Origin of the sequence: Paraburkholderia atlantica (assembly GCF_009362785.1) — a bacterium.
GTDB lineage: Bacteria > Pseudomonadota > Gammaproteobacteria > Burkholderiales > Burkholderiaceae > Paraburkholderia > Paraburkholderia atlantica.
The window spans coordinates 1-26,803 of the sequence record NZ_WHNQ01000054.1 but is presented as its reverse complement, the minus strand read 5'-3'; the positions used below and the strand labels follow the sequence as shown (position 1 = coordinate 26,803).

The 26,803-nt window shown below is 60.1% G+C and carries 28 protein-coding genes and 3 pseudogenes; 19 read left to right on the top strand and 12 right to left on the bottom strand.

Going from position 1 to position 26,803, the window contains the following annotated elements; all coding sequences use genetic code 11:
- A partial coding sequence (locus GCT19_RS36970; RefSeq protein ID WP_152854692.1) for a DDE-type integrase/transposase/recombinase occupies positions 1 to 245 on the top strand: 245 nt, incomplete at its 5' end.
- A gap of 247 nt (positions 246 to 492) precedes the next feature.
- Here the strand turns inward: GCT19_RS36970 and GCT19_RS36965 are convergent.
- The 4 genes from GCT19_RS36965 to GCT19_RS36950 all read right to left on the bottom strand — a co-directional run bounded on the left by GCT19_RS36965 (position 493) and on the right by GCT19_RS36950 (position 4,442).
- Positions 493 to 1,194 (bottom strand): GntR family transcriptional regulator, encoded by a 702-nt coding sequence (locus tag GCT19_RS36965; RefSeq protein WP_152854691.1) that lies wholly within the window; start codon positions 1,192 to 1,194, stop codon positions 493 to 495.
- 1,012 nt (positions 1,195 to 2,206) lie between these two features.
- Entirely contained in the window at positions 2,207 to 3,118 is a 912-nt protein-coding gene (locus tag GCT19_RS36960; protein WP_152854690.1) for a haloalkane dehalogenase, read from the bottom strand.
- Positions 3,115 to 3,705, bottom strand: a complete 591-nt coding sequence (locus tag GCT19_RS36955) for a TetR/AcrR family transcriptional regulator (protein WP_018435947.1) — start codon at positions 3,703 to 3,705, stop codon at positions 3,115 to 3,117. Before GCT19_RS36955 ends, GCT19_RS36960 begins: the two co-directional genes overlap by 4 nt.
- Before the next feature lie 416 nt (positions 3,706 to 4,121).
- A complete protein-coding gene (locus GCT19_RS36950; protein ID WP_152854689.1) occupies positions 4,122 to 4,442 on the bottom strand; it encodes an ArsR/SmtB family transcription factor in 321 nt (106 codons plus the stop codon).
- Positions 4,443 to 4,569: 127 nt separating this feature from the next.
- Here GCT19_RS36950 and GCT19_RS36945 point away from each other — a divergent pair, with 127 nt between their 5' ends.
- The 3 genes from GCT19_RS36945 (at position 4,570) to GCT19_RS36935 (ending at position 6,801) form a co-directional block, all read left to right on the top strand.
- Positions 4,570 to 5,820, top strand: coding sequence for an OmpP1/FadL family transporter (locus tag GCT19_RS36945; RefSeq protein ID WP_152854687.1), 1,251 nt, complete (start codon positions 4,570 to 4,572; stop codon positions 5,818 to 5,820).
- A gap of 91 nt (positions 5,821 to 5,911) precedes the next feature.
- Positions 5,912 to 6,361 (top strand): YeeE/YedE family protein, encoded by a 450-nt coding sequence (locus GCT19_RS36940; protein ID WP_152854695.1) that lies wholly within the window; start codon positions 5,912 to 5,914, stop codon positions 6,359 to 6,361.
- The gene (locus GCT19_RS36935; RefSeq protein WP_152854686.1) at positions 6,358 to 6,801 is read left to right on the top strand and encodes a DUF6691 family protein; all 444 of its coding nucleotides are present in this window, start codon (positions 6,358 to 6,360) and stop codon (positions 6,799 to 6,801) included. The genes GCT19_RS36940 and GCT19_RS36935 overlap by 4 nt, the downstream gene beginning before the upstream one ends.
- Positions 6,802 to 6,934: 133 nt before the next feature.
- Here GCT19_RS36935 and GCT19_RS36930 read toward each other — a convergent pair.
- Positions 6,935 to 7,252 (bottom strand): annotated as a pseudogene (locus GCT19_RS36930) (tyrosine-type recombinase/integrase); the annotation flags it as partial.
- Positions 7,253 to 8,426: 1,174 nt separating this feature from the next.
- Positions 8,427 to 9,221: an SDR family NAD(P)-dependent oxidoreductase gene (locus GCT19_RS36920; protein ID WP_018435953.1), complete on the bottom strand. Its 795-nt coding sequence runs from the start codon at positions 9,219 to 9,221 to the stop codon at positions 8,427 to 8,429.
- An 80-nt stretch (positions 9,222 to 9,301) separates the two neighbouring features.
- On the opposite strand from GCT19_RS36920, the gene GCT19_RS43025 reads away from it, so the two are divergent.
- Both GCT19_RS43025 and GCT19_RS36915 read left to right on the top strand, forming a co-directional pair.
- Complete coding sequence (locus tag GCT19_RS43025) at positions 9,302 to 9,604, top strand: hypothetical protein (protein ID WP_018435954.1); 303 nt, start codon at positions 9,302 to 9,304, stop codon at positions 9,602 to 9,604.
- Positions 9,605 to 10,418: 814 nt separating this feature from the next.
- Positions 10,419 to 10,709 carry a muconolactone Delta-isomerase family protein gene (locus GCT19_RS36915; protein WP_018435956.1) on the top strand — a complete coding sequence of 97 codons (291 nt, stop codon included), beginning with the start codon at positions 10,419 to 10,421 and terminating at the stop codon, positions 10,707 to 10,709.
- 112 nt (positions 10,710 to 10,821) lie between these two features.
- Here GCT19_RS36915 and GCT19_RS36910 read toward each other — a convergent pair whose 3' ends face one another.
- Positions 10,822 to 11,730, bottom strand: coding sequence for an AraC family transcriptional regulator (locus GCT19_RS36910; RefSeq protein ID WP_152854685.1), 909 nt, complete (start codon positions 11,728 to 11,730; stop codon positions 10,822 to 10,824).
- Positions 11,731 to 11,967: 237 nt separating this feature from the next.
- On the opposite strand from GCT19_RS36910, the gene GCT19_RS36905 reads away from it, so the two are divergent.
- The 3 genes from GCT19_RS36905 to GCT19_RS36895 are packed head-to-tail and all read left to right on the top strand — an operon-like array spanning position 11,968 to position 14,389.
- Positions 11,968 to 12,711 carry an SDR family oxidoreductase gene (locus GCT19_RS36905; protein WP_152854684.1) on the top strand — a complete coding sequence of 248 codons (744 nt, stop codon included), beginning with the start codon at positions 11,968 to 11,970 and terminating at the stop codon, positions 12,709 to 12,711.
- Between the two features lie 30 nt (positions 12,712 to 12,741).
- Positions 12,742 to 13,509, top strand: coding sequence for an SDR family NAD(P)-dependent oxidoreductase (locus tag GCT19_RS36900; protein ID WP_152854683.1), 768 nt, complete (start codon positions 12,742 to 12,744; stop codon positions 13,507 to 13,509).
- Between the two features lie 25 nt (positions 13,510 to 13,534).
- Positions 13,535 to 14,389, top strand: a complete 855-nt coding sequence (locus tag GCT19_RS36895; RefSeq protein ID WP_152854682.1) for an SDR family oxidoreductase — start codon at positions 13,535 to 13,537, stop codon at positions 14,387 to 14,389.
- Between the two features lie 460 nt (positions 14,390 to 14,849).
- Here the strand turns inward: GCT19_RS36895 and GCT19_RS36890 are convergent, their stop codons facing one another.
- Positions 14,850 to 15,821, bottom strand: a complete 972-nt coding sequence (locus GCT19_RS36890) for a LysR family transcriptional regulator (RefSeq protein WP_152854694.1) — start codon at positions 15,819 to 15,821, stop codon at positions 14,850 to 14,852.
- Positions 15,822 to 15,918: 97 nt separating this feature from the next.
- On the opposite strand from GCT19_RS36890, the gene GCT19_RS36885 reads away from it, so the two are divergent.
- The 3 genes and pseudogenes from GCT19_RS36885 to GCT19_RS36875 form a co-directional block, all read left to right on the top strand.
- Complete coding sequence (locus GCT19_RS36885; RefSeq protein ID WP_152854681.1) at positions 15,919 to 16,932, top strand: zinc-binding alcohol dehydrogenase family protein; 1,014 nt, start codon at positions 15,919 to 15,921, stop codon at positions 16,930 to 16,932.
- 24 nt (positions 16,933 to 16,956) lie between these two features.
- On the top strand, positions 16,957 to 17,382 hold the full coding sequence (locus GCT19_RS36880; RefSeq protein WP_152854680.1) for a GlcG/HbpS family heme-binding protein: 426 nt from the start codon (positions 16,957 to 16,959) through the stop codon (positions 17,380 to 17,382).
- Between the two features lie 157 nt (positions 17,383 to 17,539).
- A pseudogene (locus GCT19_RS36875) lies at positions 17,540 to 17,818 on the top strand (transposase); the annotation flags it as partial.
- Between the two features lie 138 nt (positions 17,819 to 17,956).
- Here GCT19_RS36875 and GCT19_RS36870 read toward each other — a convergent pair.
- On the bottom strand, positions 17,957 to 18,316 hold the full coding sequence (locus GCT19_RS36870; protein WP_018435966.1) for a hypothetical protein: 360 nt from the start codon (positions 18,314 to 18,316) through the stop codon (positions 17,957 to 17,959).
- 228 nt (positions 18,317 to 18,544) lie between these two features.
- Here GCT19_RS36870 and GCT19_RS36865 point away from each other — a divergent pair, with 228 nt between their 5' ends.
- Positions 18,545 to 18,946 (top strand): helix-turn-helix domain-containing protein, encoded by a 402-nt coding sequence (locus GCT19_RS36865; RefSeq protein ID WP_018435967.1) that lies wholly within the window; start codon positions 18,545 to 18,547, stop codon positions 18,944 to 18,946.
- Positions 18,947 to 19,086: 140 nt separating this feature from the next.
- On the opposite strand, the pseudogene GCT19_RS44890 reads toward GCT19_RS36865, so the two are convergent.
- From GCT19_RS44890 to GCT19_RS36850, 3 genes and pseudogenes are all read right to left on the bottom strand, one after another.
- Positions 19,087 to 19,149, bottom strand: a pseudogene (locus GCT19_RS44890) (30S ribosomal protein S21); the annotation flags it as partial.
- A gap of 178 nt (positions 19,150 to 19,327) precedes the next feature.
- On the bottom strand, positions 19,328 to 19,552 hold the full coding sequence (locus GCT19_RS36855) for a hypothetical protein (RefSeq protein ID WP_018435968.1): 225 nt from the start codon (positions 19,550 to 19,552) through the stop codon (positions 19,328 to 19,330).
- 275 nt (positions 19,553 to 19,827) lie between these two features.
- On the bottom strand, positions 19,828 to 20,031 hold the full coding sequence (locus GCT19_RS36850) for a cold-shock protein (RefSeq protein WP_018435969.1): 204 nt from the start codon (positions 20,029 to 20,031) through the stop codon (positions 19,828 to 19,830).
- 461 nt (positions 20,032 to 20,492) lie between these two features.
- Between GCT19_RS36850 and GCT19_RS36845 the strand changes: the two genes are divergently transcribed.
- From GCT19_RS36845 to GCT19_RS36815, 6 genes are all read left to right on the top strand, one after another.
- The gene (locus tag GCT19_RS36845) at positions 20,493 to 21,197 is read left to right on the top strand and encodes a hypothetical protein (RefSeq protein WP_051106756.1); all 705 of its coding nucleotides are present in this window, start codon (positions 20,493 to 20,495) and stop codon (positions 21,195 to 21,197) included.
- Positions 21,198 to 21,426: 229 nt separating this feature from the next.
- On the top strand, positions 21,427 to 21,843 hold the full coding sequence (locus tag GCT19_RS36840) for a CopG family transcriptional regulator (protein ID WP_018435971.1): 417 nt from the start codon (positions 21,427 to 21,429) through the stop codon (positions 21,841 to 21,843).
- 33 nt (positions 21,844 to 21,876) lie between these two features.
- Complete coding sequence (locus GCT19_RS36835) at positions 21,877 to 22,980, top strand: extracellular catalytic domain type 1 short-chain-length polyhydroxyalkanoate depolymerase (RefSeq protein ID WP_152854679.1); 1,104 nt, start codon at positions 21,877 to 21,879, stop codon at positions 22,978 to 22,980.
- A 778-nt stretch (positions 22,981 to 23,758) separates the two neighbouring features.
- Positions 23,759 to 24,817, top strand: a complete 1,059-nt coding sequence (locus tag GCT19_RS36825) for a catalase family peroxidase (protein WP_152854678.1) — start codon at positions 23,759 to 23,761, stop codon at positions 24,815 to 24,817.
- Positions 24,814 to 25,374 (top strand): cytochrome b, encoded by a 561-nt coding sequence (locus GCT19_RS36820; protein ID WP_018435974.1) that lies wholly within the window; start codon positions 24,814 to 24,816, stop codon positions 25,372 to 25,374. Before GCT19_RS36825 ends, GCT19_RS36820 begins: the two co-directional genes overlap by 4 nt.
- 348 nt (positions 25,375 to 25,722) lie before the next feature.
- On the top strand, positions 25,723 to 26,803 hold a 1,081-nt coding region (locus GCT19_RS36815; protein WP_152854677.1), incomplete at its 3' end, for a serine/threonine-protein kinase.

Sequence of the window (26,803 nt, the reverse complement as noted above, 5' to 3'; positions counted from 1 at the left end):
TCCCTGCGGACACGACGTTGCGATCGTCGAAGTATTTGAACAATTTGATCGAGCAGGATCATCGCAACATCAAGTCCAGGGTCAATGCAATGCTTGGCTTCAAACTTTTCGGGAATGCGGCCGTTACGATATCGGGCGTCGAGTTGATGCATCGCATTCGCAACGGTCAGTTCAACCTCGCACGGTTGCGCCTCAAAGATACCACTGCGCCTGCTGTTTGGAATGCAGTCCTTTTAGCACGATGATGCAATGTTGAATCCACGGTTCTTCGCTCGTGCGCGAAATTTGCACCACAACCCTATGAAGTTCGCAAACGATGTAACCTGGGCCGGGAGCTTCGCAAACAGTTAACAGTCATGTTCTCTGCGGGAAGCTTCTAGCGCGTCGACGAGGGGCGCTTCGGTCTACGTTAAACGACCAAGCCGGAGCGTGGCCAGGCTTTCGGGGCACTTTGTCAGCAGTCTGGGGCACCGTGGGTGCCCCTTCCGTTGATCAGGCCTCTCTGGCCGCAAGCACCGCCATCAAGCCGTTCAACACTATTGGTCGCCCCTTTTCGTAAGTCGCGAGCAGCAAGTCTTTATCCTTACTCTGCAAGGCCTTCACCAACCGCGCCTCGATATTCGCACTGCGGTGTTCAGGGTTCGCTGAGATATCTGCGGCCAATGCACGATAGCGATCGGTCAATCGCATCAATCGCAGCACTTCGCGCTTAAGCACCTTGTTCGGTGACAGATCGAAAATCGTGTCGTGGAATTCGCGGTGTTGCTCGATCCAGTCCTCGCGATTACCCATCTTGAGCGAATGCTCAAGCTCGGTGAGCATCGCCTTCAGTTGCTTGATCTGCGCGGGCGTCGGCCACTCGATGGTCATCAGCAATTCAGCTTCAAGCAATTGCCGCATCCGGTATAGCTGCCGTGCCTCGTCGGTCGACAGTTGGGCAACAAAGAACCCTCGATTCGGATCGTGTTCAATAATGCCTTCAGCGGCCAGCAGTTTCAGCGCCTCACGCACGGGCACCCGGCTAATACCGAAGCGCTCGGCAAGATCAGATTGTCGCAGTTGGAACCCGGGCGCAAGCACTCCACGGTTGATCAGTTTGCGGGTCTCTGCCGCCACCTGAGCCGGGAAGTCACCGCCGACCAGTTCCAGAAGTTTGCCGGAAGCTACTCGGCCCGGGACTGTCATTGTATTCATTATCGTATTGTATCCCAGAATTTGCGGCAAGCGTCAGCGTCAAGGACACACGAGCCCCGGATCCGCGAAATTCTTGAATATTACCTATCTATTTATCTCTATTGGCCGGTGCTCGATCGGTCCGAAAATGGCAGCGGAAATGCGGAAATGTCACCCGTTCCCGGCCATGGGGGATGATTCCCCGGGCGAGTCGAACCACAGGCAGGCGCCTGAGGCACACACTGCTTCGCAGCTTCTGGCTTAATCTTCTCCTCATCCGAAAAGGCAGCTTTCAAGTTGGGAACCACAAAATGTACTGACACTCTTCAACAAAATTTCTAATGTGTGAGCAGCCTTACAGCAAAATCGATCATGTTGCCCGAACGGTGTGACCTGCTCTGGCGTGTACGCAGGGAAAGCGGGCACACGGTAGGAAGTTACGAGCCCAGCAACAACTTTCCTTGCAATCTAGCCCCAACTTTCCTATACGCCCTTCCTCTGGAAATCGCTTCGCATAACCGCACTATCAAGATAATCTTTCTTGTCCTTATAGCCACGAACCCCGTCGCCCGGGTGGTCGAAGCGCGCGGCACGGGAAGAGACGCGACCCTCATCCCGCGATAATTCCGGTTATCGCGGCAACCGGCCGCCCGCCTCCGCGCTGCGGTTTCCCGGCTGATCCCGGCTGCGGAGGGGGAGCGGGCACCCCCTCTTCCGTCCCTCGCCCCGACCGGCCTTCCAGGGCAGCAACCAGCGCAGTGCGGACATCCGGGCCGGCGTTTCAGTGGCGGTAGATCGGCCAAAGCAGGCGTTCAGGCGTCTCCACTTGTGAGGCGGGTTTACGGCGCTTGTCCGCCGTTCGGAACTCGGCGATCCCGAACGCCAGGTTTCACCCATGCGAATGCGTACTCACGACCCGCACCGGTCATGCGCCTATTGGCGAGGACTGTCTGCTGAGCGTCGACATATGGACGCCCGGAGGCGATTGCGCTTACGGCACGGCGGCTTCCGTTCGCGACATCGGATGATGTCCTTACAGCGTTAGACGTTGTTTTGGGCTGGAAGAATCTGCCCCCAGTCCAATTAGCCACTTTTTCACCGTGGTACCGATTAAATCTGGATGATCTTCCTGCAAGTAGTGAATTCCCGCCCCAAGATCAACAACTTTGCAATCCTTAACATTAGTTGAAAAACGTTTGGCGACCGAAGGTGCTACCAAGGCACCCGGCGTTGCTGTAAAAAGCAGCTTCGGGTATGAAGACAGCGCTAGCGCGCGGTGTGCGCTTTCCAAGGTTGAATACACATCTGCTGGTTGCCCCGCGATCGGTAGCTCGTTCGGGAAACGCCAGGTGGGTCGTCGTGACTCGGCAGTGGGAAATGGTGCGCGATAAACAGACATCTCTTGATCCGTGAGTTTGCGTACCGTTCCTCCGGGAAGAACCTGCTCCACAAAAGCATTGTCTTCCAGAATCATCTGCTCGCCCACTCCCGGCGTCCTGAATTTCTGGAAAGTTTCCCGTGCATTCGCGTGAAAATCATCCCATGTCGGCATTGGCCAGATGAATTCCATGAAGGCAAGTCCGCGCATGAACTCCGGTCGCCGAGCCGCCAGATGAAGGGCCAAGGCTGTCCCCCAGTCCTGCGCTACCACGAATGCTGATGAAATTCCCGCCTTGGCGAGAAACGCGTCCAGGTATCGGACATGATCCGCAAATCGATACTCGATGTCTGGCTTTCCCGATTGGCCGAATCCAATGAGATCGGGTGCGATACAGTGCGCGACGGGTGCAACCAGCGGGATGATCTTTCGCCATATGTACGACGAGGTCGGGTTTCCGTGCAGAAAAAGCGCGACCACTGCCTCCGGATTTCCCGCTTCCCGATAGGCCATCGTGGAATCGAGAACATTCACACGGGGCAGTTCAATGTCAAAAAGCGGGGTCATCTCTGCTCCTTGAATATGGTCTGAAATACGATGTGCTTGAAGCGATCGAGTGCGGCAGGTCCACGTTCGACCTTCATACGGAGAATTGCGCCTTCCCATGAAGCAAGGAGAAATTCGGCGAGATCAACCGAATCAAATGCTGAATCGATTTCGCCGGCGCCTTGAGCCTCCGCGATGCACGACGCAAACGGACCGCGCCATTCCTGGAATATCGCCTCCAGCCTTTCGCGCAAAAGTTCGCTTTGCGAAACGGTCTCAAGGCTGAAGTCGCCGATCAGACAGCCGCGATTCCACTTGTCGTCCGACAATACGGCGCTGATGATGTCGAGATACCGTTGCAGCCGCTGTCGGGGCGTCAGGGATCGGTCGCACAACGCTTGTTTGACGAGTTCTTTTGTGTGCGCGAAGTAGCGGCTGAGCACCTCCTCTGCAAACGCCTCCTTGGAGCGGAAGTGATTGGTGAAAGAGCCATGTGGAGCGCCCGCCGCTGCGCAGATGTCGCGCACGCTCGCCCCCTCGTATCCCGTCTTGAGCATGACCTTGAGGCCTGCATCAAGAATGCTTTCACGAAATGATGGTTTGCTCATGTCGGCAATACACTCGTGCGTATTGAGGTCAATATAGTCGCGCGTCTTCGGATGTCAAGTTGAATTTTTTGGACGACCCGACACGTCGGCTCATGTTCGCCCATTGCACGATCAAGCGGCGATTCGACACGCGGGAGCATACCTTCGCCAATGGGGTTCGAAGACCGCTACTGGCCGATTGTACTCATCCACAGAAGCGGCCCAAGGCGGCCGTCTGCGATTTCAACGGCCGCTGTACGGGACCTTCATTGAACTGGTGCTCACGGCCAAGAGCGGTCCCCCGTTTTTCTATGTGGAAGCATGCAGCCGGCGTCCGTTCCGGTATTGGATTGGGGCATTGGTCTTCTCCGGATTGGAACCCCAGTCAGCGCAGGCACGAAATCGGCGAGGGCAGCCCGGCTGCGAGGCTGCTCAGATCAGACACTGACGCAGAACTGCCGATAAAGCACGTCCATCACGGCAAGCGCCTGGACGCTTGCCACTGAGTAGAAGATGTTCTTGCCCTCGCGGCGCGCGGTGACCAGACCATTTTCGCGAAGTACGGCCAATTGCTGGGACAGGGTTGGCTGGCGGATGCCGAGCTGCTCCTCCAGTTCGCCGACGGACAGCTCGTCCTGGGATAAACGACACATGACCAGCAAACGATCCGGATTGGCGAGTACCTTGAGTAGGGCACACGCTTTCTCCGCCGAAGCCTGCATGGTGCGAAGGTCAATGGTTGGATCGGAAGAAGTCATCTGGAGGCAACACTTTATTGTTTGATAATCTATCAGAAGCTTATGTGAAAAACTTGGTTTGAGGCGCGAGCCAGGATGCATAGACTCTGTCCCCACTACCTATTCCAAACATTATTCGGGGAAAGACATGAGGCTACAAGAGACCACTCGCGCACTTCTTGCTATCGCTGCGGCAGCGCCGAGCATGGCGTGGGCGACCAACGGCTATTTTTCCAACGGCTATGGCGTTGCGTCACAAGGCATGGCCGGCGTAGGCATAGGCCTGCCACAGGACGCCCTCGCCGCAGCGGCTAACCCCGCAGGCATTGCCTTCGTCGGCAACCGCGTTGATGGCGGCATCAGCCTCTTTCTGCCCAAGCGCGGCGCGACCATATCGGGCAACAGTTACGGCGCCGATGGTGATTATTCCGGCAATAACCGCTCGATTTTTGCGCTGCCCGAATTCGGCGTGACGTACGAGTTTCTGCCGAATGCGTATGCGGGTCTCGCACTATACGCGAATGGAGGGCTCGACACCGGCTACGCTCATAATCCCTACCAAGCGTTCGGCGCCACGGGGTCGGCTGGCGTGGATCTCGAGCAGATGTTCCTCTCCCCGACGATTGCCTACAAGCTGTTCGACCGGCACGCGTTCGGCATCGGCCTGAACATCGCCTACCAACGCTTTACGGCAAGCGGGCTGCAGCCATTCACGGCCCTATCGGTCGCGCCCAACAACGTAACCGATCGAGGCGCCGACTCGACGGTCGGGGTCGGCGTGCACCTCGGCTATACGGGTGAAATTACGCCGACGCTAACGGTCGGCGTGACGTGGGCCTCGAAGATTCACGGCAGTTTCGACAAATACAAAGGTCTCTTCGCGGATGGCGGCTCATTCGACATCCCGGAGAACTACGGTATCGGGTTTTCGTGGAAGGTCACGCCGGCATGGACGGTGGCGGCCGACATTCAGCGCATCCTGTACGGCAACGTGAATTCAATCGCCAACCCGCTCGCTAACCTGTTTGCAGGCAATGCGTTGGGCTCGTCCAATGGCCCGGGCTTCGGCTGGCGCAATACGAACGTAATCAAGATCGGCACCAGCTACGATGTGAACAGCCATCTGACGCTCCGTGCAGGCTACAGTCATTCGAGCCAGCCGGTGGCCAATACGGAGACTTTCCTGAACATTCTCGCACCGGGTGTCGTGCAGGATCAGGCGACGCTCGGCGCGACCTGGAAGACCGACGCGAAGACATCGTTTGGCTTCTTCTACGGACACGCGTTCAAGAAGACGGTAAGCGGCGAGAACTCGATTCCCGCGGCCTTTGGGGGTGGCAATGCGAATGTGCACCTTGCCGAAGACGTGGTGGGCGTCTCGATCGGCAAGCAATTCTGAGTCTCGCGCTCAGGCGACGTCGATGCCCCGCGAGCCCGCCTCGCTTGCGCGATATCGCCTGACGGCGACTTTGCTGGAGGGAACCGAAGCGATGACTACATCTTTTACGCCCTGGAGCGCGCTCGCTGGCGGGGTGCTTATCGGGCTGTCCGCTTCGCTGCTACTCGGCTTGAAAGGAAAAATCGCTGGCATAAGCGGTATCGCGCGCCGGCTCGTCTGGGGCCCGCGCAGCGGGTCGGCCTGGCGATCAGCATTCGTTCTCGGACTGATCGCTGGAGCGACGTGCTATTACGCGATTGCCCGCGCTACCGGAAATACCGCGTGGCTGCCGCATGCGCGCCCCGGATTTCCTCCCGTCTTGCTGGTCGCAGCCGGCCTGGCCACTGGCTTTGGCACCGCTCTCGCCAACGGTTGTACAAGCGGTCACGGCGTGTGCGGTGTTGCACGCTTGTCCAGGCGTTCGGTCGTCGCGACCGTCACGTTTCTGGCGACAGCGATAGCGTCCACCTATGTGGTACGTCATGTTATCGGGTTGTCATGAACGCCTTGAAGCAGCTCACGGCCTTCGGTTGCGGACTTCTCTTTGGTGTGGGTCTCGCGCTGTCCGGCATGACTCGCCCGGAAAAGGTTCTCGGTTTTCTCGACGTGACCGGTCAGTGGGACGGCAGTCTTCTCTTTGTCCTCGGTGGTGCCGTCGTGACCGCGATGGTTGCCTTCCACTTCATACTGAACCGCCATACCCCCTTGCTGGGTGAGCGCATCGATCTACCCAAGGAAACCTCTGTCGATCGCAAGCTCATCGTCGGTGCGGTGATTTTCGGCATTGGATGGGGTGCAGTCGGATATTGCCCTGGCCCCGCGATCGCTCTGCTCGCCCAACCCAACGTCGAAGCGGTCTACTTCTTGCCGTCAATGATTGCCGGGTGGGGGATGTATTCGTTGAACAGTTCAAAACTGAAGAAGTCCGCTCACAACCAATGACTTCAGCGAATGCGGTCCGATCCACCTGGCGTCGTTGTACAGCCGTAGATGGTAGTGACCGAAGTGCGGCTTAATAGAGCCGTTCGGAGCCGACCGGGTCGAGTGGCGGTAATGGGTCCCTCCGACCTCAGGCAGCCTTCTCGAGCCACGCGCCGACCGCCTTCCGGGTCGACTCGGTGAGTTCAAACTGGACAGGACGCTGTGTCTTTCGCTGGATGACTTGCGCCCGCGACAGGACCTGATTGCCGTGCGTGACATCGCGGACTCGCAGACTGACGAGATCACAACCACGCAGTTTGCTGTCGATTGCAAGATTGAACAGGGCAAGATCGCGGACAGCACGAGCGTTCTGGTAGATCCGGATGGCCCAGACGTCTTTCGGCCTCAGCGGCGGCTTTTGCCCGACCAGCTTGCCCTTGTTCCATGCCTCACGTGATTGTTCGGTTTTCATCTCAATCTCCCTCAGGGATGATGGGAGTTTGATTGTGGTATCCGACCTCGACGCCCGCTCTGACCTGAATTGCCCGGGGCTCATACCCGGCCCGGCCACGTATTGCCTTTCACGGATCTTGCGAAGCTTTCACCCGGGCGGCTGGTTTGCGACCGAATGCTGCCCGATGACCTACGGGCAAATTTCGGCCAAAGCCGTCGCTGGTCGCGCAAGATGTCGGCAGCTGGTATGGGTTCCTTAGCCGACGATGGTCGGCCGATCCTGACGCACGACAGCTTTGACCACCGTCGAACGGCAGTGCACGACCCCGAATGGGACGTTCGACATCCGTTACACCGAGCGTCTCTTGAAGAAGTGCAACGGCCAAGCGCTCGCTGTCCCCGGCGACGCGTCGTCAGCCATAGTCCGATGGACAATGGCAGCGCAAGGTTCGACGGCTATCGACTTTGAGGAGCAGCGACCGCCTTATGTGGCGACGACGTGGCCCGTGCAGTCAACTGCATCGTTGAGTAAGGATCGATAGCCGGTACTGGCCTGCCGATGAAGACCTTACTGACAAAGGTGAGTTGCTCCTCATTCTCCACGCCTTCCGCGACGGTTTCCGAACAGCCAACCTTTCGTCGGAAGTTGCGGCTGTCTCGCGATGGAAGTACTGGCGCGCGCCCGAACGGGTACGTGCACTCTGGTTGGTGAACTGCCAGCCCGGGAGAAATCCGGCTCCCGACGTGGTCCGCGCCACCAGCCGCAGGATTGGGACGGGGCAGCATGAGCAAGTGATCGCGGAGTTCGCCGGAAACGCCATTCCACCTGAAGATGTCCGGTCGAGAACTGCGTTCGCTCAAATGGCTCACGATGCCGGATCTGACATGTTTGCGCGACAAACCGATGCCACAATGACCCGCCCTGACCGGTGGTCGACGCTCGAAACAAGCACGATTCCGACCCTTCTCATATGGAGCAAGGCAGACCGCTTCGTTCCGGTTGATGTCGGCCTTCGTATCGCCAAGCTGGTGCCACATGCTCGATCTGAGTCGAAGGATGCGGGCATTTTCCAACACTGGAGCGGCCATCGCTCTGCACGCGACGCTGGCTCATCGAGCAAGTTGTCGGCAGCCGAGGTTCAGGGGATCGAAGTCAGATGAGAATGGGCGAAACCGCCGGGCGAGAATCGGCTTTAAGACCAGCCACCCGTCACCATGACATCCTCCGACGTGATCATCCGGCTGTCGTCGGCCGCGAGGAAGAGCGCCATGCGCGCGAGATCGCCGGGCTCCAGTTCCTGGTCGATACACTGGCCGCGCCGTATCTCTTCGCGGCCTTCGTCGGTGAGCCACAGGTTGCGCTGTTTCTCGGTCAACACCCAGCCCGGCACCAGCGTGTTCACGCGGATCCCATACGCGCCGAGGTCCTTGGCGAACCCGCGCGTCAGGCCCTGTACGGCCGCCTTGCTCATCGCGTAAACCGGGAACTGGCTGCTCTTGAGCATCCAGCAATGCGAGCCGAGATTAATGATCGACCCCGCGCGTGCGGCCTTCATATCCTCGACCACGGCCTGCGCTGCGAACAACTGATGCCGCACATTGACTGCAACGCCTGCATCGAACGACTCGGGCGTAACGTCGGCGAGCGCGTGGCGGCGATCGTTCGCCGCGTTGTTCACGAGCACCTCGATCGGTCCGAATGCAGCCCGCACCTCGGCGATGGCCGCGTGCAACGCGGGAATGTCGGTGACGTCGCAGGCGACGAAGAGCGGTTTATGGCGCGCGTTACCGAGCGATTCGGCAAGAGCTGTTCCCGCGTTCGTGTCGATGTCGAGAAAGCCCACACGCGCGCCTTGCGCAACGAAGTGCTCGACGAACGAACCGCCAATGCCGCTCGCGCCACCCGTGATGAGCACGACCCGGTCGACCAGGCTGGGATAGCTCGCGTAACGTGCTTGTCCAGAAGATTTTTCGCTAGAAGTTGCCATTCACTTTCCGTATTGATGAATCGCGTACACCGCGATTTTTTTAATCGATCGAGCAGCACCACCGCGAGCAGGATCACGCCGTGCACGAGGTACTGACAGAACGCCTCGATGTTAAGCAGATTGATCACGTTGTCTTCGATGCACCGCCATGCGACGTCGCGCTCGATGACACGGCGGCGTTCTTTTCTGCCGCCGATGATGTGGGCGACACTTCGGAGGCGCTGCCGAACGGGAAGTGGGCCACGCTTGAGCAGTTCCGGGACGATGGCCACGATGGCCTGGTGAAGCTGGACTTGGTCGTCGAGGTCGCACATCCAGGGTTCTTGAGCTTCACGTTGGCACACCCATCGCCTGCCTTGCACCAATGCGTTGGGCCGACGTGACTGCTTTTCGATGGATTCGTCGAAAAGCGGGCCGATCTGTCCAGCCACCTGTACAAGGTGCCGGGAAAATCAGACGCACAACTACGCGCTACATTAGCCAGTAGAACTTCAGGTTCCAGGCACCGAGTCGGCATCAGGCGGCGGCTTGGATTTTACGCCCAAATCAGGAAACGGGAAGATCGCGGTTTGGGGGAAGTACAACTCGACGGACGAATCACATGCGAACATGCTGTGCGACGACGAAACCGGCGGTGCACCATGCAAGGTTTGTTATGAGCTAAGCAGGTCCGGCTTAGTGGCGTCCTCCCGTCTGACGCCCAAATGACGCATTGTCTACGAGAAGAGGGCAACCCACAAAGACGTGCTCGTCGTCGTGCGTTTCGAATACAACGCCGCCGAGCAAGCGGCACGGGGCCGGTGATCAAGCTGATGGACGACCCGATGCGTCTCGGGGCCGGCCGGCGGCCCGGGAAGGATTGATTTTCAACACGAAGCGGCCTTTGTAGGCTCTGCCGCAATAAGAAATGCCTAGCTATTCAAGAGACCGCGTCGCGTCTTGCGCTCCTGCGCGGTGTCCAGTGAGCGCACCTCAGCGTTGTCATGAGGTCGTCCCTTGGCGACCAGTGGCGGCGTTTGAACGACCGCTTTGGAGAAATATGGCCGTCCGCAGTGGGTCGGGAATACGCACTGCCGACTGGCCTGAAGTCCTTCTGGTGGTGATCGCCGCCGTGTTCATGGCAGGTGCTGGCCTGACGATCTTCGCCCGTGTCTCGGCCACGTGGCGCTAATTTTTGTCTCGAAAAAAAGATCCCTTATGCAATATCTCGTTCTGACCAGCCTGGACGCCGCGGCACCCTCCGACGTTGTCCTGGCCGGGCTCGAATCGGAGCATCAGCAGGTGCGTGAACTCTATGGCGCCAGCGTGCTCCGCCAGATCTGGCGCCGCGAAGATCGCCGAGGCGCGGTACTGCTTTTCGAGGTGACAAGCGAGACAGAAGTCTCGTCGTATCCGGAAAAACTACCCCTGGCGCTGGCAGGCGCCGTCAAGGTTTACCTGCTGGTTCCCCTCGGCCCTCACGCGGCGCTTGCCGGCAACGCCAACTAGCAATGCATTCGGGCCAGCGAACCCGCTACATTGATATGCCCCCGCCAGACCTTCACAGCCAGTCAGACCTGGCGGCGCGGCTCCTGGCATGAGCTGTACCCCGGACAGCGCGCTAATGCGCCAAGGCGACCGCGTCCAGTTGCGTGGGTGCCATGAGCGCGAAGGCCGAACGCATTTCACGTGCCTCCTCTCCCGGACTGCGGCCAAAGAACCGTTTGAACTCGCGGTTGAACTGCGATGCGCTTTCATAGCCGACTCGTGCGCTGGCCGCCGCCGCAGTCAGATCGTCCCGGATCATCAGCAGCCGTGCCTGATGCAGCCGCACCGACTTGATGTACTGAATCGGAGAGGTGGCGGTCACGGTCTTGAAATGCGCATGGAAGGCCGGGATGCTCAGGCCCGCCTCGCGTGCCAGTGAAGTCACGTCCAGCAACTCGGCGTAGTCGCTATGGATGCGGCGCAAGACGCGCGAGATTCGACCGAAGTTGCTCTGGTGGGCAAGTGCCGCCCGGATCGCTCCGCCCTGAGGCCCCATCAATACGCGAAAACTCAGTTCCCGCACGATGGCCGGCCCCAACACCTTGGCCTCAAGCGGAGAGGTTAACGCCCTGAGCAGGCGCACAGCTGTGTCGGCCAGCGGCGCGTCCAGCGGGGTAGACACGATGCCCACAGGCGTGCGGGTCGGCGCACAAGCGTGCTGTTCCACCTCGATGACGAGATCAGCCACGGCGGTCATGTCCAGCCGCACGGACACGGCCAAAAGTGGCTCGTCGGGGCTGGCATCGGTCTCGGTGGCGAACGGCAGTGGCACCGAAAGCACCAGATAGTGCAGGGTGTCGTAGTGATAAATTTGATCGGCCAGATAGCCACGCTTGTGGCCCTGGCAGACGATCACGATGCTGGGCTCGTACAGCACCGGTGTGCGCCCAAGTGGCCGATCTGCGCGCATCAGGCGCACTCCATCCAACAAGGATCGCGTGTGTCCCTCCTGCGGGGCAAGCCGCTGAATCAGTGCCGCCATTTCGGCTTGCCTGAACACATCTGGATGTGGATTCTTCATTAGGATGGAGGGGTGTCGGTTAGGAACAGGCCATATTTTTGCACCAATTTGCCAAAATTAAATCCACAGAAATATAAATAGGCAATGATGCAATAGCTCTGGATCTCGTCTGATCCCCGCTGGCTGCCTACGATTTCACCTTGTTCATACCGCCCCCAACGGTCGTATTTCTTCGACCTGGGGCAACAAGGAGAAACGATGGAATCCACCGACTCGAATACCCCAAAAGTCATCGTGCTGACCGGCGCCAGCAGCGGCATTGGCGAGGCGACGACCCGGCATTTGGCACAAATGGGCCACCAACTGGTCATTGGGGCTCGCCGTACCGATCGCCTCACGGCACTGCAGGACGAACTGCGCGCTCAGGGTGCCGGGGTGGATGCACTCACGCTCGACGTCACCCGACTCGACGACGTGCAACGCATCGCTGCCTTTGCACAGCAGCGCTATGGCCGCATCGATGTGCTGATCAACAACGCGGGCATCATGCCGTTGTCGCCACTGGCGGCACTCAAAGTCGATGAATGGAACCGCATGATTGATGTCAACGTGCGGGGTGTATTGCATGGCATCGCTGCCGTCCTGCCTATCATGCAGCCACAGGGACGTGGGCACATCATCAATGTGGCGTCGATTGGTGCGCATGCGGTCACACCGACTGCCGCCGTCTACTGCGCCAGCAAATACGCCGTTCGCGCGATCTCCGATGGGCTGCGCCAGGAGACGGATATGTTGCGCGTGACGGTGGTCAGTCCCGGCGTCGTGGAGTCTGAATTGGCCGACTCCATCAGCGACGAGACGGCGCGCGCAGAAATGCGTGAGTTCCGCCGCATCGCACTGGCCCCGCAGGCCGTGGCAAGGGCCATCGGCTATGCGATCTCACAACCGGATGACGTGGATGTCAGCGAAATCATCGTACGGCCCACCGCGAGCCCGTACTGATCCCGCCATTTCAGTTTTCAAGGAATTCTCATGTCCCACGCAGCATCCTCTTCTCACGACGCGCCGCTTGCCGGGCGTGTCGCCATCGTCACAGGCGCGGCCAGCGGCATTGGTCTGGCGACGGTCGAACTGCTGCATCGCAAGGGTGCGCGCGTTGTCGCTGTCGACCGCGACAATAACGTCAATGCCTTGGCACGCGAAGGCGTCGTGCCGCTGGTCGCGGACGTTGCTCGGGAAGCCAGCGCCACGCTGGCCGTGCAAACCGCGCTGGCGCAGTTCGGTCGTCTGGACATCCTTGTCAACAACGCCGGAATCATCATCAACAAGCCGGTGGTCGAGATGAGCCTGGAAGAGTGGAGCCAGGTTCTGGCCGTCAACGTCACCGGTGCGTTCCTGTTCTCCCGGGAAGCCATGCGGCCGATGATGGAAGCCGGCTCTGGAGCCATCATCAACATCGGCTCCTACGCCTGCTATCAGGCGTTTCCCAACATTGGAGCCTATGCAGCGTCGAAGGGCGCACTGGCCCAGCTCACTCGCACGCTGGCTCTGGAAGCCATCGGCCATGGCATTCGCGTCAATGCAGTCGGTTCGGGCGATGCCATCACCAACATCACCAACGCCATTCAACCGGACGGCCAGGCCTACCTGGAAGCGCACGGAAAAAAAGCGCCGATCGGGCGTGCTGCACGCCCTGAAGAAATCGCCGAAGTCGTGACGTTCCTGGCATCAGACCGTGCCAGCTACATGGTCGGTGCAGTGGTCATGGCCGATGGCGGCATGAGCGTCGCCATCCAGTAATTCAATCTTCAAGGAATATCGACGTATGCAAGCACGAACAAATTCCAAGGTCTGGTTTATTACCGGAGCTGCCCGCGGCATCGGCTTTTCGCTAGCACGCCAGGTCCTGGTCAATGGCGATGCCGTGGCGGTAACTTCGCGCACGTTGGGCAGCCTGCATCAAGCCTTCGGGCAAGACAACGCTCGTCTGCTGGCGTTGGAGGTTGATCTGGGCAGCGAGGCGAGCGTGCAGGCTGCCATCGACAAATCGATCGCGACTTTCGGCCGTATCGACCGCGTGGTGAACAATGCCGGCTACGGGCAGCAGGGCACGGTCGAGGCGCTCACTGATGCCGAGCTGCGCCGCAACTTCGACGTTAATGTGTTCGCGCCGTTGCACGTGCTGCGGCATGCCCTGCCGCATCTGCGGAAGCAGCGCAGTGGCCATATCTTCAATGTGGCCTCCATCGTTGGCTTTCAGGGTGGCTACGCGGGCTGGAGCAGCTATGCCGCCACCAAGTTCGCCGTCGCCGGACTGACCGAATCGCTCGCGGCCGAAGTGGCAGAGCTGGGCATCAAGGCGACCGTGGTCTATCCGGGGCCGGTGCGCACGGAATTCCTGGCTCAAGGCACACTGGCCGTGGCCCAGCGTTCGATTGCCGATTACACCGAAGCCGAGGCGTCGCTGGATTTGCATCTGAACGGACTGCATGGACAGCAAGCAGGCGACCCCGAGAAAGTCGCCGCGTTGATTTTGCAAGCATCCCGAGTCGCTGAGCCGCCTATCCATTTGTTTGCCGGCAAGATCGCCAACGCGCTGGCCGAGCAGAAGATGGAAACGGTGCGCAAGGATCTGGACGCGTGGCGGAGCGCCTCCGACGCGACCGATTTCACCGACTGATGCTCACTCGTCGAGGGCCGTTGAGCTGTCATGCTTTTTCGGCTCTCCACCCTTGGGAGCACACGCCATGCTGGATAGGCTTGCCTGCGACAGCAGGTCCGTGACTCCGCCGCCCCGAATTCGTTCACTAAGTGCCAAGCGACGTGTTGCGATGAGCGTCCGGAAACGGGACGGCGCGAGAGCGCTAGACGGATGGGCGAAGGACCGTATATGGACCCCTCCTCGTTTGCAAACACGTCGCCTCGCGCGCTGACTCCCAATCGTTCGTACGGGCTCGAAGCCTCGGTCATTCGCGGGTTTGATCAGCGCCGGTTCGACCAGTTGGCCATCGTGCGGCTTGTTTTGCAACCGTGGATAAAGGTACTGCCGGTTACTGACAGTCTCAATGTGCAGCAAGTTCGGGCCGATAGTCCGTTTCCCGTGTAACAGACGACCTTCGCGGGCAAAGAGGTTCGGACATTCAGACGTTCGTTGCGCCCTGGAGGCGGCCATTTAAATCGCGAGTACGGCCTGAGTGCCCCCTCAATGGATAGCTGGCGAGCAATGCAGCACATCGCTCCCGCAAGTAAGCATGCAACGCGTTGATCGCCGGCGACAGTTGCGCACGGTGAGCACAAATCAGGTGCAGCGGCGCAGGCTCGCAATACTCCGGGGGAAATAACTCCACCAGTCGACCTGCCTTCAGATCGTCGATGAGGTCCAGCCGCGACTTATAGACAAGTCCTTCCCCGGCTATCGCCCAGCGACGGACGACATCGGCATCGTCGCTGATGCGATTACCCGTGACTGCCACGGTGCGATCGCCACCAGGCGGCGTAAAGCACCAACGTTCGTGTATCTGCTCGCTCCAGACATACCGAAGGCAGTTGTGTCGCCGCAGGTCCTCTACTTTGGCCGGTGCGCCATGCCGCTCGAGGTATGACGGCGCGGCACACAATGCACGTCGGTTGTTGTCGACCAGCCTCATGGCCAGAAGAGACGAATCAGCTAGCGCTCCGTAGCGCACGACGGCATCCAGCGGCTGGCGGATCAGGTCGGCCGCCCGGTCGCTCATTTTCAGGTGCAGCGACAATCCAGGATGCAGGCGCTGAAAATCATCGAGCCACGGCAATAGCAGGTTTCGACCAAAGTCAGACGGAGCGGACAGCCGCAGCGGCCCGGTCAGTGCCCCCCGGCTGTTTGCCAGGGCCTGCTCGCCTTGCTCCAGCGCACCAATCATGACCCGCGCATGCGGCAGGTATCGCTCCCCGGCGTCCGACAGTTGCATGCTTCGCGTCGATCGGGTGAACAGGCGCGTGTCCAGCGCCTTTTCGAGTCGCTGCACTGACGCACTCGCATGTGCGGGCGCGATATTCAACTGGCGCGCCGCCTCCGAGAAGCTGCCGTAGTCCACCGTGTGCACGAAGATCTGGACGTCATCGAGTCGAATCATTTTCATTGAAATGCCGAAACTGTTTGGGCTTGGCGGATATTTATCCGTATATCGACGAAAGATAACATGGTCTCATTGCCCCTTGGAGACCACGTGTATGAAAGCCATCGGCTTCTATCAGAATCATCCCATCAGCCACCCGCAGGCGCTGCAGGATATCGAGCTGCCGACGCCGGAACTGCGCGACCACGATCTGCTGGTGGAAGTGAAAGCAGTATCGGTCAACCCGGTCGATACCAAAATCCGGCGGGGTGGAGATATTCCTGAAGGCGGTGCGCGCATCGCCGGCTGGGACGCGGCGGGAATCGTCCGCGCGACCGGTCCGCTGACCACGCGCTTCAAGGCAGGCGACCGTGTCTGGTACGCGGGTGACATCAAGCGGCCCGGCTGCAACAGCGAACTGCACGCCGTGGACGAACGCATCGTCGGACCCATGCCGACATCACTGGATTTCGCACAAGCCGCTTCGTTGCCGCTGACCGCGATCACCGCGTGGGAGCTGCTGTTCGACCGTCTGCGTGTTCAGGCAGCGGACCCGACCGACAACAACGTGCTGCTCGTAATCGGAGCTGCTGGCGGCGTCGGCTCGATTCTGACCCAACTGGCACGTGAGCTGACTGGTATGACCGTCATCGGCACGGCCTCGCGGCCGGAAACCCGCGAGTGGGCGCTGGCTCATGGCGCGCATTACGTCCTCGATCATCATCAGCCCTGGGTAGCCCAGCTAGCCGCGCTCGGTATCGAGCACGTCACCCACGTCGCAGGGTTGAACAACAGCGCCGCCTACGTGCCTCAGATCGCCGCCGTGCTGCGCCCGGAGGGCCAATTCGCCCTCATTGACGACCCGGTGGGTCTGGACATCGGGCCGTTCAAGGGAAAATCCATCTCGATTCACTGGGAGCTGATGTTCACCCGCGCGATGTTCACCACCGACACCCTCGCACGGCAACAGGCCTTGCTGCGCCGCGTGGCGGAACTGGTCGATCTGGGGCGCCTCAAGCACACGCTGATCCGACGCATTGACGGCATCAACGCCGCAGGTCTGATCGAGGCGCATGCGCTGGTCGAGGCGGGCAACATGATCGGCAAGGTCGTCGTCGCCAACCACTGAACCCTTCTGACAACGAGCATCAACATGACATCGCCAATCATCAGCACGACAACGATCAGCCTGGAAGCCGCGCAGGCATTACTGGCAGAAGCGCGCCGCGCCTGCGCCGCGCGCGGATTCGCCGCGACAATCGCCATTACAGATGCGGGAGGTCACCTGCGCGCTTTCGAGCGCGCGGATACTGCCCCGTTCCTCACCGTTGGCGTCGCCATTGACAAGGCATGGACCGCCGCGTCGTTCGGCATGGCCACGCACCAATGGAATCAGTACATGGCCGAGCCCGCCGTTGCCCCGCTGGCACACCATCCGCGGCTGACGCCGGTCGGCGGTGGCGTACCGATCTTCCACGAAGGGCGTCTGGTTGGGGGCATCGGTATTTCTGGCGGCGCATCCGTTCAAGATCATGAGGCCGCTGAGGAAGCACTGCGTAACGCAGGGTTTCTGCAATAGACCGTGCGCTACCCATGAGGCGCCGACGCGGATGACCGAATCACTTCGATAGCTGCCGTCGAAGCTGTGGTTGCTCAAGCGGCGGTTCAGGGTCGAGCTTGTGTGAAAACACACGGATCTCCTAGACTGGATTAACTCATTCAGCATGGGTGACCGGATGAAGCGATTCATAAAAGGTGAAGATCGCAAGCAGGTGACGCTGCTTCCAGAATGCCTTGATGACTTTGTCGCTGAGGACAATCCGGTCAGGATCATCGAGGCGTTTGTTGAAGAGCTTGACCTTGGATCGCTAGGCTTCGAAGGAGCCATGCCTTCGATTACGGGGCGCCCGTCCTATCATCCAGCCGTGTTGTTGAAGATTCATATCTACGGCTACCTGAACCGGGTTCGATCTAGCCGTCGCCTGGAGCGTGAGTGCCAACGCAACCTTGAGCTCGCTGGCGACGCGTCCTGCGCGCGGCCGGCGCCTGTGGCGGGCGAAAGCGCCACGGACTGAAGCCAGCTGCTGAGCGACGCCGGCCGTGGACGCGCGCTGGGGAGTCAGGCCGGGCATCGCCATTGATGAGACAGACAGTCAGCCGCGCTGGCGCGGCGGCACCCCGCTGTACTCTTCGGGCTGCGTGACCCCAATCCGGATCTCGCTCAGCGGATCAAGGGTCCACTGCTCGACCTCCCGCCCCCGCCGTGTGCTCAGCACCGCGGCGCCACGCAGCACGACCTCCCCGCCGACGAACTGCTCGAGGTACGGCGCGGTGGCAAACAGGTCGAGCATGATGATGCTCGGGACGACCCGCGAGCGGGCCGGCGACACCCGCAGCATCAGCACGTCCCGCGGACTCAGCTGCTCGATGGCCGCCCACACGGAGGCCCCCTCGGCTTTGGGCAGGAGCATTTCCCACGGCGCCAGCCGGTTCTTTTCGCTTGTCACAAACATACAACCACTACCTCAGACGCTTTCGCGGTCAATCAACTAGCTGATGCCGACGTGGGTATTCTTTGGCCGTACACATCGCTTCGCATACGTGCCGCCGACATCAAAGATTTCACACACCCTTAATGCACAAGGACTTCGCTCACCAATCGGGTATCCAATTCCCAGTGAACTGGGAAGACAAATTATAGCGCCAACTGGACAGTGCTCCCATTTCACTGGGAGAGAAATTTGGAGTTGGCTGAAGTCTTTGGCGCCGTTTTGCGCCAGCGCCGCGTTCAGGCGGCGCTAACACAGGAACAGCTCGCCTTTGAGGCGGACATACGGCGCAACTACGTCAGCATGCTGGAACTCGGCCAGCACCAACCCACGCTTACGATGCTGTTTGCACTTGCAACCGCTTTGAAATGCTCGCCCGCAGACCTACTCGCCGAAGTCGAACAGAAGCTAAAGAAAGCCCGGCGGTCCAAAAAGAAAAAACCGACGGTTATCAAGACGCGCGTGAGCGTTTCAGCCGCCCACAAGAGCGCATTGAAGGTCGCCAAGAAGCCAACAAACGCTTCCGCCAAAAAAATGTCGACTGGCTCAAGTACCGTTAGGCCAAATCGGCGCCTCCGCGGAGAAGCGATATGAGGAAACTTTTCGTCCGAGAGTCAAGTCGAGCGACGACGGCCTGAAGCGAAAAATCGAATCGTGCCATGCCCGGCGCCTTAGCATGCCTGCCCGGAAAATTCCAGGCAATACCGCTTTTTTGGCGGCAACGACCGTTTGCTCTACTTGCGCAGTCGTGCCACTGCCGCAGCCTTTTGGCGCTTGCGTTCGGTGGTAGGTTTTTTCACGGGCCGAGCCCCGCCATCTTCCAGGCCACTATCGGCGGGCCAGAAGGACGGTGGGCCGATAGCCGCGCGTGCCGACGACGTGCCGCTCTAAAACCTGCGCGATGTTTGAGCGCCTTTGGTTGCAACCGCCCTGGCGCTTCGAATGCGCTGGATGTTTCGAACTGTGGAGTCGCCCTTAACCGCGGGTGTCGACCCAATTGCGTGCCCATTGGCAGGAGTACTGCAACGCCTGCTCCTCACTCGTGAAGTAGTCGAGTGAATAGAACCAGTAGCGGCCTTCGGCTCGCGCGTTATCGAGGCGTTCGAGCAACAGGTTGGATGAGAAGTTACCGTCGGGCAAACGATGCGCCGAGGATTGGACGGCATAGCCGTTGTATTGTTGAACTTGTTTGTTTTGCATTTTAATTTTAATGATATTGGAGTGCGCACGTACCGTACAAAAGGGCACGGGTGCGTTGACCCAAAGCCACTCGAGCCGATTCATCAAGCAGTCGAAAGGCGAAAGATGGCGTTGAGGCCTGGGGAGAGAATGAGGCGCAACAAGACGTATGGCGCTCGCTAAGCTGCCGAATCAGCAGATGCAGCTAACGGCGATCGCGCCAACTTTGGGAGACAAAAACTCCGCGAGGGTGTCGCTGCAACCCGGCGTTCGTCGAATGCCGGGTCCTTCAAACTTTACAGCGGCTTGATGTTAGCCGCTTGCGGACCCTTGGGGCCTTGCTTCGTTTCGAAGCTCACCTTCTGATTTTCAGCCAGCGTCTTGAAGCCGTCGGCCCGGATCTCGGAGAAGTGAGCGAACAGGTCGTCGCCGCCCTTGTCCGGGCTAATGAAGCCAAAGCCTTTGCTGTCGTTAAACCATTTAACGGTACCGGTTTCCATGAAGAATCCTTGAGAAAAAATGAAGACTTGCTCTGTCAAAGAGCGCTTGAAGCTTCAAGGAGGGAGAGGACAACGAATACCGCTGAGGAGCGAGCAATTGATGAACAGCAATCGAACTTCTTGAACTTCGAACGGCACAGTACCCGCCAGGCGGGTCAGAGTCAACACTTATCTTGTAACCATTTCAGCAGGCGGGCCGCGCTGCTGACGAAGCGATGCGACACCGCTTGGCTGTGCCCCTTGCCTGCATGGCATGGCATGCCATGCAGGTTATACACCGCGCGCCTTTGTATCAGATTAGTGGATTGACGTCTGGCTGCTTCCAAATGGGCAGCCGACGCTGGAATGACTTGGCTACGTGACCAGGTGATGAACGCTTCATCGCCGATTTTTACCGGGATGACCAGGCTGAATCATTACAATGCCTCGACGAATCCCTTCGACAGCATGAAATGAGAAATATGCTGACTTCCTTTTTCTGGAGCGGCGACGCCATCCGCAGTCGACGCGTAAGTGACATCGTTTTATGGACCACGCTCGATGTACCTTCACCCCCTGCGCCCGTGGTGGCAGATTGGCAAAGAGAGATATCGACGCGACTCGCTCTGGAACCTGGGGATGTCGAGGCAATGCCTTTGGCGCGCACGCAAGTGCGCTGGCCGGCCTACAAGCGCTGCGTGCAAGCCATGTCCGATTGGACGTGCGCCCTGGGACTGCCCGCGGTGCTCGCCGATAGTGACATGGCGCTGATGGCCTGTCGTGGCGCGAGATATCACCATGATGGTGAGCAATATGGCAGTGCCGCGTTTTGCAATCTGTTCCTGAGTGAAGACAAGGGCCTGGACTTGCGGTTTCCCTCTACGGGTCAATGCATTCCCCTCAAGCGCGGAACAGCCGTCATTTTCGATACGGGCCAGCCCCATGGCGTGATTCAGCGTGGCGCCGAGAGTTTCTCTGCGGCCGACTTCGCGCCGGACCAGGACTTCACCCAGATTTTCTTGACGTGGGAGCTTCCGATCGAAGACGCCAATGTCGGGCAAGCACTCAAGGTGATCTTCGACATCGACCGCCCGTCATCGCAGCGATTAGAGGAGGAGCAAGTCTGGATGAACGGCGCACCAGCCGCCGTGTGCCCGGAATCCGGTTGCTGGCACCGCGCTGGCTGATTATCGGCGTAAGGCCTTGGGACCGTGGCACTGGAACACGAAGTACACGACTCGCCATCCATCTCGTCCTCGCGTCGCCGCGACGCACACCGACATCGCCTGTTACCTCCCTGCCCGCGTCTTTCTGCCGATAGACCGCACACGGGCCAATCGCAGCGATCAGCGTTGACGCCCTCTTGAAATCATCCTATAACCATCCATATGGATGATGACTGGAGGATTTCTGCATATGGCAAAAGAAGTGCCGGATCGCTCGCGAGGTAGCGAGACCGAAAAAATTACGATCAATCTTGGTCCAGTCGATCTGGGGCAAATCGATTTGCTCGTCGAAGAGGGCTTTTACTCGAACCGCACGGATCTGATCCGTACGGCCATCCGCAATCAGCTGTCGATTCATGCTCCTGCCGTCAAAGAAACCGTAACGCGCCGTGAGCTTGTACTGGGTCTCCAGCATTTCTCGAAACAAGACCTTGAGGCAGCGTGCGCGGCCAGTCAGCGACTCAGAATTCAGGTGCTGGGACTGGCGAGCATTGCCACGGACGTCTCACCCGACCTTGCGCTGGCAGCGATCGAATCGATTCTGGTTCGAGGCGCGCTCCATGCCTCACCGGCGGTCAAGGCCGCGCTGGCGGATCGGATCCGCTGACATCCCTGACTCCTCCCCGCTATCGGAACAAACATGAAACTTAACGAAGGCTTTCTGGACTCGATGAAAGAGGCGTTCGCACTCTTTCGCAGCAACGACCCTGCTGCGGCCGCGGAGATTGTCAAGCGCGCCATGCGCGGCGAGCCGACGGACGTGGCAACCGTGCATGCTGACCCGCATGACAAACCGACGACAACGCGCTTCGCCGACCGCCTGCAACCCCGGCATCGCGCCCATACGACGCAAACCGAACCGGACGTGCAGGATTGCGGGCACTTCAGCATGCGGCTCTACGTCAACGCCGCGGGCCAGCGTAATTACAAGATCTACGTCCCCAGTCAATACCGCAGTGATCCCCTGCCCCTCATCGTCATGCTGCACGGTTGCACGCAGGACGCTGACGATTTCGCAGCCGGCACGCGGATGAACGCCCTTGCCGAAACGCACGGTTTTATCGTCGCTTATCCGACCCAGCCGCAACGCGCAAATACCTCGAAATGCTGGAACTGGTTTAGGCCTGCCGATCAGCTGCGCGACCACGGCGAGCCGTCGCTGATCGCGGGCATCACGCGCGAAGTCATGGCGAATTACGACGTCGATCCGAAACGCGTCTTCGTTGCTGGTCTTTCGGCCGGCGGCGCGATGGCGGCGATCGTCGCGCAAGCCTATCCCGATCTGTACGCAGCTGCGGGCGTTCATTCGGGCCTACCCGTCGGATGCGCGCACGACTTGCCGTCCGCGCTCGCGGCGATGCGCGGCGGCAAACCCCGGTCCAAAGCGCGGAAACCTGGCGGAGCGGACATTCACGACACGCAGGCGTCTCAATGCCCGCTCATCGTTTTTCACGGCGACGCGGATGCGACCGTGCATCCTGCCAACGCCAACGGATTGGTACACGGATTCTCCTCAAGTGATCCGATAGCCGCTCGCCCGTCGGGCGCTAATGGGCAGGCGCGCAAGCATACGGTCCGGCACATGACGTCACGAGCCGGGGTACATGCCGAACTATGGATCATCCACGGCGCGCCTCATGCGTGGGCCGGAGGCTCTTCAAGCGGGAGCTATACCGATCCATCTGGCCCCGACGCCAGTGCGGAGATGGTGCGATTTTTTCTCGAGCATCCTCGTCGTCAGTGAGCGTCCAGCGCGCCGCGCTGCTGTATCCGGTGCAAGGAGGGCGCGCAACGGAGGCGCCGGTTGCCATGCTCCTTTCCCGAACGCGCCTGCCAACCAATCTTGCGATCATTGCCGTCGAACTGGCAATCGCTCTGGCGCTCCTTGTCGGTTGAGCGAAAGGGCTTATTCGCGGTGTTGAAGGCGTGTTGCGGGTGCTCGGTGTGTCTGCCCTCCTGTTGTCACCCATCATCATTCGAAGAAGGCACAAACGGAGCAGTCACTTCGTGCGACGAACCAGCGGTTGTATTGATCGATCGGAGGGCCGGTTACGGGGCGGAGCCGACGCACGAATGTCCGATCGAAAACGCAGGTGAACGGCGGTTCGTGGCCGACTGCTGCCCCACGTAGTCGACCGCAGTCGACCCCAATCCGGACGTTCGACTCCCGGTACTCCGAGCGTCTCTCAACCACGTGCAATTGCCAGTCGCCCTCGGTCCCTGCCGACGCGGCGCCGGACACAGCCGGCGTTAAACGACGCGCCCCTTCCGGCATGCGCGAATCAGCGATTTTGGACGCCTTGCTCCACCACCAAAGGTGACACGAGCGCGAAAGAGCTCGGCGATTCCGGCGCGCCGCCCGCCCGCGAGCCCGACCAAATGCGAGACGGCGTAAAGGCGGTGGAGGCGCGCTGAGCGGCGGAAGCAGGCATGCTTTTCGACGACGAGGCCACTTTTTTTGCACGATCTTTTGCGTGCTGCTAGATTACCTGTGGGTCCAACGCCTATCGAGAGAGAGTCCGATGGTCGACAAGACGAGCAAACCTGCATCCCATTTTGCGTCGCTGGCGGCGATTGCTGCGGTGCTGATCGTGCTGGTCGGCGCGTTCGCGTACACCGCCGGCTGGCTGTCGCCGGAACGACTCACACCCGCGAAGATGGTGAACGTGCTTGCGCCGGCGAGCGGCCCCGCCCCGGGCTTTCGGCGCAATCATGCAAAGGGTATCTGCTTTACCGGCAGCTTCGATTCCACCGGCGCCGCTGCCGATCTCTCCAGAGCGCAACTGTTTGCGGTGGGCTCTTATCCGGTCACGGGACGCTTCAATCTCGGCACGCCCGATCCGAAAGCGAGCGACGCCATGGCTCGTGTCCGCGGCCTCAGCCTGCGCGTGCAAACGCCCGACGGCAGCGAATGGCGTGCCGCGATGATCGACGCGCCCTTCTTTCCCGTCTCGACGCCTCAAGCCTTCTACGATCTGCAGCGCGCCCTCGCCGACAAGCGCGATCCTGACGCGATGAAGAAATTCGCGGCCGCACACCCGGAAATCGGCGCGTTCGGCAAGTGGGCGAGCAGCGCGCCGTTCACGGCATCGTATGCAGAAGACCGTTACAACGGACTGAACAGCTTTGTCTTCACCAATGCATCGGGCAAGGATCAGGTCGTGCGATGGTCCTTCGTCCCGCTCGCGCAGCCCGAGAACCTGACCGGCGATCAGTTGAAGGCGCGTGGCGACAACTTTCTCGCAGCGGACATCGCGCAGAGAGTACGAACCGCTCCGCAACGCTGGACGATGCTCGTCACCGTTGCGAATCTGGGCGACCCGACTGCGGACCCGAGTAAGGCGTGGCCCGAAGACCGCCGCACCGTAAACGCGGGCACGCTGGTGGTGGAACAGATCGAAGCCGAACCGGACGGTCCGTGCCGCGACCTCAACTTCGATCCGACCGTGCTGCCCGCAGGCATGCACGTCTCCGACGATCCATTTCCGGCGGCGCGCTCGGCGGCGTATTCGGTGTCGTTCAATCGCAGGACGGCCGAGGACAAGGACTATCCGCACACCGGCGAAGGGGCGCAGCAATGAGTACGACGATCCGAACCGCCGCGCGTCCGATTCACGCGCGCTTTTCCCCGCTGCAACGCGCGCTGCACTGGATCATGGCCGTCTGCGTCCTGGCGATGCTGTTCATCGGGGTGGGCATGGTGTCGACTGTGAGGCCAGACTATCTGACGCTCGTTTCAATCCATAAGCCGCTGGGCATCGTCATTCTGATACTCGGCCTGATTCGTCTCGCCGTGCGGATCGTGCGTGGCGCGCCGCCCCTGCCCGCCGACATGCCCGAGCCGATGAAGCTCGCCGCGCATCTGTCTCACTACGCGTTCTATGCGTTGATGATCGCGTTGCCGCTCATCGGGTACGGCATGTTGTCCGCGGCGGATTTTCCGGTGAACGTGTTCGGGGTGCATCTGCCGTCGTTGCTGCCGCACAGTAATAGCCTGCATTCACTGCTGTGGAACGCGCATCGGTTTCTCGCGCTATGCTTTTTTGCTTTGATCGTCGTTCATTTGGCGGCGGCGCTGGTTCACGCGCTGATCCGCCGCGATGGCGTGTTTCAGGCGATGGCTTCGTGGCGTGAGTAAGCGGTATAAGTTGGGACGTCATCGGACAGACACCGTCAGATCCGGCGCAGGCTACTCGACGATGCAGTTGGCCAAAGTCGGCACCCGACCCGCAATCGTCCTTCGATCCCTCGGACCCTTAACGACGGCTTCCAAGCAACAACGGCCGTTTCAGCCGCACATGAAGCGGCGTTCGTCCTCGCCGATCGAACGCTTGACCGACCGCTAGTGGTCGGCTTGCTACCTGTCCTGCCACGTCAAGTTGGTACCTGCGACTATGTACACAAATAATGACGTCGCGACGAAGCGCACCTGTATACTTACAGATAACCTGCATCCGCGGGAGTCGTCGATTTCTTCGCAGCAGCGATGGATAACAAAGAAAATGTTTTGTGGGACGGTGGTGAGCGCGTCCTGTGGCGAGAACAGTCTTCGGCAGCAGCCGGCCACAATGTGCTGTTCGCGCGGCTTGCCGCTGAGCAACCCATGCCCGCCAGTCTCGATCGGCTCGCCCACGAGTTGGCGCTAAAGGACGAGCTTGACAGTGCGTGGGCGGTGCGCCCGCTGAGGCTTGTGCGTGAGAACGGACAGGTCTCGTTGGCATTCGAAGACCCCGGTGGTGAACCACTCGCGCGTCTGCTCGGCACACCACTGGAGATCGGTTATTTCCTGGAACTCGCGATCGGCATTGCGGCCGCGCTCGGCAAGCTTCATCAGCGCGGCCTGGTCCATAAGGATCTGAAGCCCGCGCATATCCTCGTGCATTGCGCCGATGGACAGCCGCGCCTCACCGGCTTCGGCCTGGCCTCGCGTCTGCCACGTGAGCGGCAGGCGCCTGAAGCTCCCGAAACCATCGCCGGAACGCTCGCCTATATGGCGCCCGAGCAGACCGGCCGGATGAATCGCTCGATCGATTCGCGCAGCGATCTGTATGCGCTCGGCGTCACGTTCTACCAGATGCTCACGGGTGTGCTGCCGTTTAGCGCTACCGACGCGATGGAATGGGTGCACTGCCATATCGCCAGAACACCGTTGCCACCCAGCGCGCGGGTGGAAGCTGTCCCTGCGGTGATCTCCCGTATCGTGATGAAGCTGCTCGCCAAAACAGCCGAGGAGCGTTACCAGACTGCCGCCGGTGTCGAGCATGATCTGCGGCGGTGCCTCGCGGACTGGCAACGTCAGCGCCATATCGACGACTTTACGCTGGACGAGCACGGCACCCCCGACCGGCTGATGATCCCCGAGAAGCTTTACGGACGTGAGCGCGAAGTCGAGACCCTGGTCAGCACCTTCACCCGTATTGTCGAGACGGGCGTGCCCGAGCTCGTGCTGGTGTCCGGTTATTCGGGCATCGGCAAGTCATCGGTGGTCAATGAACTGCACAAGATCCTCGTGCCGCCACGTGGACTGTTTGCATCCGGCAAGTTCGACCAGTACAAGCGCGACATCC

Excerpts from the sequence above, each read along its gene's own strand:
- GCT19_RS36965 (WP_152854691.1), bottom strand. The coding sequence starts at position 1,194 with ATGAATACAATGACAGTCCCGGGCCGAGTAGCTTCCGGCAAACTTCTG.
- GCT19_RS36960 (WP_152854690.1), bottom strand. The coding sequence starts at position 3,118 with ATGACCCCGCTTTTTGACATTGAACTGCCCCGTGTGAATGTTCTCGAT.
- GCT19_RS36955 (WP_018435947.1), bottom strand. The coding sequence starts at position 3,705 with ATGAGCAAACCATCATTTCGTGAAAGCATTCTTGATGCAGGCCTCAAG.
- GCT19_RS36950 (WP_152854689.1), bottom strand. The coding sequence starts at position 4,442 with ATGACTTCTTCCGATCCAACCATTGACCTTCGCACCATGCAGGCTTCG.
- GCT19_RS36945 (WP_152854687.1), top strand. The coding sequence starts at position 4,570 with ATGAGGCTACAAGAGACCACTCGCGCACTTCTTGCTATCGCTGCGGCA.
- GCT19_RS36940 (WP_152854695.1), top strand. The coding sequence starts at position 5,912 with ATGACTACATCTTTTACGCCCTGGAGCGCGCTCGCTGGCGGGGTGCTT.
- GCT19_RS36935 (WP_152854686.1), top strand. The coding sequence starts at position 6,358 with ATGAACGCCTTGAAGCAGCTCACGGCCTTCGGTTGCGGACTTCTCTTT.
- GCT19_RS36920 (WP_018435953.1), bottom strand. The coding sequence starts at position 9,221 with ATGGCAACTTCTAGCGAAAAATCTTCTGGACAAGCACGTTACGCGAGC.
- GCT19_RS36915 (WP_018435956.1), top strand. The coding sequence starts at position 10,419 with ATGCAATATCTCGTTCTGACCAGCCTGGACGCCGCGGCACCCTCCGAC.
- GCT19_RS36910 (WP_152854685.1), bottom strand. The coding sequence starts at position 11,730 with ATGGCGGCACTGATTCAGCGGCTTGCCCCGCAGGAGGGACACACGCGA.
- GCT19_RS36905 (WP_152854684.1), top strand. The coding sequence starts at position 11,968 with ATGGAATCCACCGACTCGAATACCCCAAAAGTCATCGTGCTGACCGGC.
- GCT19_RS36900 (WP_152854683.1), top strand. The coding sequence starts at position 12,742 with ATGTCCCACGCAGCATCCTCTTCTCACGACGCGCCGCTTGCCGGGCGT.
- GCT19_RS36895 (WP_152854682.1), top strand. The coding sequence starts at position 13,535 with ATGCAAGCACGAACAAATTCCAAGGTCTGGTTTATTACCGGAGCTGCC.
- GCT19_RS36890 (WP_152854694.1), bottom strand. The coding sequence starts at position 15,821 with ATGATTCGACTCGATGACGTCCAGATCTTCGTGCACACGGTGGACTAC.
- GCT19_RS36885 (WP_152854681.1), top strand. The coding sequence starts at position 15,919 with ATGAAAGCCATCGGCTTCTATCAGAATCATCCCATCAGCCACCCGCAG.
- GCT19_RS36880 (WP_152854680.1), top strand. The coding sequence starts at position 16,957 with ATGACATCGCCAATCATCAGCACGACAACGATCAGCCTGGAAGCCGCG.
- GCT19_RS36870 (WP_018435966.1), bottom strand. The coding sequence starts at position 18,316 with ATGTTTGTGACAAGCGAAAAGAACCGGCTGGCGCCGTGGGAAATGCTC.
- GCT19_RS36855 (WP_018435968.1), bottom strand. The coding sequence starts at position 19,552 with ATGCAAAACAAACAAGTTCAACAATACAACGGCTATGCCGTCCAATCC.
- GCT19_RS36850 (WP_018435969.1), bottom strand. The coding sequence starts at position 20,031 with ATGGAAACCGGTACCGTTAAATGGTTTAACGACAGCAAAGGCTTTGGC.
- GCT19_RS36845 (WP_051106756.1), top strand. The coding sequence starts at position 20,493 with ATGCTGACTTCCTTTTTCTGGAGCGGCGACGCCATCCGCAGTCGACGC.
- GCT19_RS36840 (WP_018435971.1), top strand. The coding sequence starts at position 21,427 with ATGGCAAAAGAAGTGCCGGATCGCTCGCGAGGTAGCGAGACCGAAAAA.
- GCT19_RS36835 (WP_152854679.1), top strand. The coding sequence starts at position 21,877 with ATGAAACTTAACGAAGGCTTTCTGGACTCGATGAAAGAGGCGTTCGCA.
- GCT19_RS36825 (WP_152854678.1), top strand. The coding sequence starts at position 23,759 with ATGGTCGACAAGACGAGCAAACCTGCATCCCATTTTGCGTCGCTGGCG.
- GCT19_RS36820 (WP_018435974.1), top strand. The coding sequence starts at position 24,814 with ATGAGTACGACGATCCGAACCGCCGCGCGTCCGATTCACGCGCGCTTT.